We start from the raw sequence: 4,366 nt of genomic DNA on the forward strand, positions 1-4,366 counted from the left end.
GGGGCGGGCAGCAGCCCCTCGCCGGAGCTTCCAGGTCCTCGCCCGTCCACAGCCGATTTCGGCGGTGGCCCCGGGCCGGGTAGCCTTGGAGATTGCTGTGCCCGGAGGGGCCCGTCGTCATGGACGGATCGCTCCGCGCAGCGACGCACACACCCTCCTGCCACGGATCGACCGTGGCCGCTGAGACCAGAGGAGGTGGGTAYGAGCCTGCGTCAGTACGAACTCATGATCATCCTTGACCCCGAGATCGAGGAGCGCACCGTTGCTCCGTCGCTCGACAAGTACCTGACGGTCGTCAAGACCGACGGTGGCACTGTCGACAAGGTCGACATCTGGGGCCGTCGTCGGCTTGCCTACGACATCCAGAAGAAGTCCGAGGGCATCTACGCCGTCATCGACTTCCACGCGACGCCCGCGACCGCCAAGGAGCTCGACCGCCAGCTCGGCCTCAACGAGGTCGTCCTGCGGACCAAGGTCCTGCGCGCCGACGCCTGATCTCTTGTGGGTGGCCGCCCGTAACGTGCGGCTCCACATCTTCCGACTGATCGAACGAACGAGGAGCTGGGCATGAGCGGTGAGACCGTCATCACGGTGATCGGGAACCTGACCGGGGATCCCGAGCTGCGCTTCACCCCCTCGGGGGCAGCTGTCGCGAACTTCACCGTCGCGTCCACCCCCCGTACGTTCGACCGCCAGAGCAACGAGTGGAAGGACGGCGACACGCTGTTCCTCCGCTGCTCGATCTGGCGGGAGGCGGCCGAGTCGGTCGCCGAGTCGCTCACCAAGGGCACCCGCGTCATCGTGACCGGCCGGCTCGTGCAGCGCTCGTATGAGACCCGCGAGGGCGAGAAGCGCACCGTGTACGAGCTCCAGGTCGACGAGGTCGGCCCGTCCCTGCGCTACGCCACGGCCAAGGTCACCCGGACCCAGCGTTCGGGTGGCGGCGGCGGTGGCTTCGGCGGCGGGGGCGGCGGCGGCTTCAACGGTGGCGGCGGCGGTGGGTTCGGCGGCTCCGGCGGCGGTGGCGGCACCCAGCAGGACGACCCGTGGGCGACGCCCGCGGGTGGTGCTGGCGGTGCCGGCTACTCCGACGAGCCCCCGTTCTGATCGGCGCCTGACACTCAGACATTCCCCATCCCTGGGCACGGCAACGCCCAGGGCTCCAGCAGACAAGGAGCACCACGATGGCCAAGCCCGTGGTTCGTAAGCCCAAGAAGAAGTTGAACCCGCTCAAGGCGGCGAAGATCGACGTCGTCGACTACAAGGACACTGCGCTGCTGCGCAAGTTCATCTCCGACCGCGGGAAGATCCGCGCTCGCCGGGTGACCGGTGTGTCCACGCAGGAGCAGCGCGCGATCGCGCGCGCTGTCAAGAACGCCCGCGAGATGGCCCTGCTGCCGTACTCGTCGTCGGCACGCTGAGAAAGGGGACCATCATGGCGAAGATCATCCTGACCCACGAGGTCACCGGTCTCGGTGAGCCCGGCGACGTGGTCGAGGTGAAGGACGGGTACGCCCGGAACTTCCTCGTCCCGCGCAGCCTGGCGACGCCCTGGACCAAGGGCGCCGAGAAGGACGTCACCGCGATCCGCAAGGCCCGCAAGGCCCGCGAGATCGCGACGCTCGACGACGCCAAGGCGATCCGCGACTCGCTGCAGAGCAAGCCCGTCGTCGTGTCGGCCAAGGCCGGCGAGTCGGGCCGTCTGTTCGGTGCCGTCACGACCTCCGAGATCGCCGAGGCGGTCAAGAAGTCCGGCGCTCCGCAGATCGACAAGCGGAAGGTCGAGATCGGTCAGCCGATCAAGGCCCTCGGCGAGTACCAGGTGTCGGTCCGTCTGCACGCAGACGTGTCCGCGACGGTGACCGTCAAGGTCGTCGCAGCCTGAGCTGAGCACTCCTGAGAAGCGCCCCGTTCCCCTGAGGGGAGCGGGGCGCTTCTATGCGCCCGTCACCATCCACGCCGTGCCGCGGGCGCGCCAGCCGGTGGTGGCCGCGCGTGCCAGCATGAACACCCCCGCGAACGCGGCCCAGAGCCACGCCAGACCGGCGGCCCCCGGCGGGGCGGCCTCACGGACGGCCAGCGCGAACGGCACGTAGACCACCAGCGTCGCCATGCCCGCCCACGCGAGGAACCGGCCGTCGCCCGCGCCGATGAGCACGCCGTCGAGCACGAACACCCAGCCGGCCATCGGCATGGTCACCGCGGCGACCACGAGGGCGGCGACGGCGGCGCGGCGGACGTCGTCGTCGGACGTGAAGAGCGGGACGTAGAGCGCTGACAGCCCGCCGACGACGAGGCCCAGCGCGGCCCCGGCCCCCACGCCCCACTGCAGGGTCCGGCGCAGGATCGCGCGGACCCTGGGGACGTCGGCGGCGCCCAGGGCGTGGCCGACGAGGGCCTGCGCGGCGATGGCGAGGGCGTCCAGCGCGAACGCCGCGAGCCCCCACACCGCGTTCACCACCTGGTGCCCGGCCAGCTCGACCGCGCCGAGCCCGGTGGCCACCCACACCGTCAGCAGGATGGCGAGGCGCAGCGACAGCGTCCGGACGAACAGCGGGGTGCCTGCGCGTGCGTTGGCCCAGATGCCGCCGGCCGCCGGCCGCAGCTGGGCGCCCGTGCCGCGCGCCCCCCGGACCACGACCGCGGTGAGCGCCACAGCCATGCCCAGCTGCGTGAGCGCGGTGCCGAGCCCCGACCCGGCGATCCCCATGCCGACGCCGTAGACGAGCACGACGTTGAGCGCGGCGTTGACCACCGCGCCGACGGCCGCCACGACCAGCGGCGTGCGGGTGTCGAGCAGCCCGCGCAGCGCGCCCGTCGAGGCGAGGACCAGGAGCATCCCGGGCAGGCCCGGTGACGACCAGCGCAGGTAGATGACGGCCTGCTGCGCGACCTCACCGGACGCCCCGAGAGCCTCCACCAGCCAGGGCGCGCTCAGCCACGTGGCCGCTGCGAGCACCACCCCGAGGCCGAGCGCCAGCCACATCCCGTCGACGCCGACCTGCAGGGCGCCGGTCCGGTCCCCGGTGCCGAGGCGCCGCGCGACGGCAGCCGTCGTGGCGTAGGCCAGGAACACGCACAGCCCGATGACGGTCATCAGGACGGTCGACGCGAGCGCCAGACCGGCCAGCGGGGCGGTGCCGAGGTGGCCGACCACGGCGGAGTCGACCAGCACGAAGAGCGGCTCGGCGACGAGTGCGCCCAGCGCCGGGACGGCGAGCGCGAGTATCTGCCCGTCCAGGCCTTGGGGTCGGTGTCCGACAGGTGAAATCTCGGCCAACCTTTCTCGCGTCCACAGCACGTGTACAGCGTTTGCCCGGGTGAGAGGCAGATTCGGGTGCTGATTCACCCGCTCGTCCACACCCCTGTCCACGGCCTGTGGACAAAATCGGACACGATCCACAGCGCGACTCACAGTAGGCGAGCGTTCCTCCACAGACGCGCCGGTGTCCTCCCACAGGTGCGGGCCGTGTCGCCCACAGGCCCGCGAGCCGGTTTGGCGGCGCTCCTCAGGACCCCTAACGTCGCGTGTGCGGGACCTGCCAGTGTCAGACCCCCCATGGAACATGTGTACGACGACGACGATGGGGACCAGGTGACGATCGAGGAGCTCGAGTACGGCGCGCCGTCGGGCACCCACCGCGGCGGTGGCGGCGGCTATGACCGGACCCCTCCGCAGGACCTCGACGCCGAGCGCTCGGTGCTCGGCGGCATGATGATCTCCAAGGACGCGATCGCCGACGTCGTCGAGCAGATCCGCGGCACCGACTTCTACCGCCCGGCGCACGAGGTCGTGTACGACGCGATCATCGACCTGTACGGCCGCGGCGAACCGGCYGACGCCATCACGGTCGCGGACGAGCTGACCAAGCGCGGCGAGATCCAGCGCATCGGCGGGGCCCCGTACCTGCACACGCTCATCTCGTCGGTCCCCACCGCCGCGAACGCCGGCTACTACGCCCGGATCGTGCGGGAGCGGTCGGTGCTCCGCAAGCTCGTCGAGGCCGGCACGCGCATCGTGCAGCTCGGCTACGGCACCGACGGCGGCGACGTCGACGAGATCGTGAACAACGCGCAGGCGGAGGTCTACGCGGTCACCGAGCGACGGTCGTCCGAGGACTACATGATCCTGGGCGACATCATCGGCGGGGCGGTCGACGAGATCGAGGCCGCCGGCCACCGCGGCGAGGGCATGATCGGCGTGCCGACGGGGTTCTCGGACCTGGACCGGCTCACCAACGGGCTGCACCCGGGCCAGATGATCGTGCTCGCAGCACGTCCGGCCATCGGCAAGGCGCTGGCACTCGACACGCCGCTGCCCACGCCGACGGGCTGGACGACGATGGGTGAGGTCCAGGTCGGGGAC

At 71.1% G+C, this 4,366-nt stretch carries 6 protein-coding genes; 5 read left to right on the plus strand and 1 reads right to left on the minus strand.

Going from position 1 to position 4,366, the window contains the following annotated elements; translation table 11 throughout:
• Nucleotides 1–207 precede the first annotated feature (207 nt).
• The 4 genes from rpsF to rplI all read left to right on the plus strand — a co-directional run bounded on the left by rpsF (nt 208) and on the right by rplI (nt 1,885).
• Complete coding sequence (gene rpsF, locus AC1DUQ_RS18445; RefSeq protein WP_028045856.1) at nt 208–495, plus strand: 30S ribosomal protein S6; 288 nt, start codon at nt 208–210, stop codon at nt 493–495.
• Nucleotides 496–567: 72 nt separating this feature from the next.
• The gene (locus AC1DUQ_RS18450; protein WP_056086293.1) at nt 568–1,107 is read left to right on the plus strand and encodes a single-stranded DNA-binding protein; all 540 of its coding nucleotides are present in this window, start codon (nt 568–570) and stop codon (nt 1,105–1,107) included.
• Between the two features lie 77 nt (nt 1,108–1,184).
• Entirely contained in the window at nt 1,185–1,421 is a 237-nt protein-coding gene (gene rpsR / locus AC1DUQ_RS18455; protein ID WP_056018476.1) for a 30S ribosomal protein S18, read from the plus strand.
• Nucleotides 1,422–1,435: 14 nt separating this feature from the next.
• Nucleotides 1,436–1,885: a 50S ribosomal protein L9 gene (rplI, locus tag AC1DUQ_RS18460; protein ID WP_056086294.1), complete on the plus strand. Its 450-nt coding sequence runs from the start codon at nt 1,436–1,438 to the stop codon at nt 1,883–1,885.
• Nucleotides 1,886–1,936: 51 nt separating this feature from the next.
• Here rplI and AC1DUQ_RS18465 read toward each other — a convergent pair whose 3' ends face one another.
• Nucleotides 1,937–3,280, minus strand: a complete 1,344-nt coding sequence (locus AC1DUQ_RS18465) for an MATE family efflux transporter (RefSeq protein WP_477059559.1) — start codon at nt 3,278–3,280, stop codon at nt 1,937–1,939.
• Nucleotides 3,281–3,595: 315 nt separating this feature from the next.
• Between AC1DUQ_RS18465 and AC1DUQ_RS18470 the strand changes: the two genes are divergently transcribed.
• Nucleotides 3,596–4,366: DnaB-like helicase N-terminal domain-containing protein (locus AC1DUQ_RS18470; protein ID WP_477074307.1), on the plus strand; the 771-nt coding region annotated here is incomplete at its 3' end.

It is taken from the genome of Cellulomonas sp. P4_B5_2 (genome assembly GCF_056402235.1).

What these genes read in the sequence shown, in the direction of transcription:
- rpsR (WP_056018476.1), top strand. Translation starts at nt 1,185, where the DNA reads ATGGCCAAGCCCGTGGTTCGTAAGCCCAAGAAGAAGTTGAACCCGCTC.
- rplI (WP_056086294.1), top strand. Translation starts at nt 1,436, where the DNA reads ATGGCGAAGATCATCCTGACCCACGAGGTCACCGGTCTCGGTGAGCCC.
- AC1DUQ_RS18450 (WP_056086293.1), top strand. Translation starts at nt 568, where the DNA reads ATGAGCGGTGAGACCGTCATCACGGTGATCGGGAACCTGACCGGGGAT.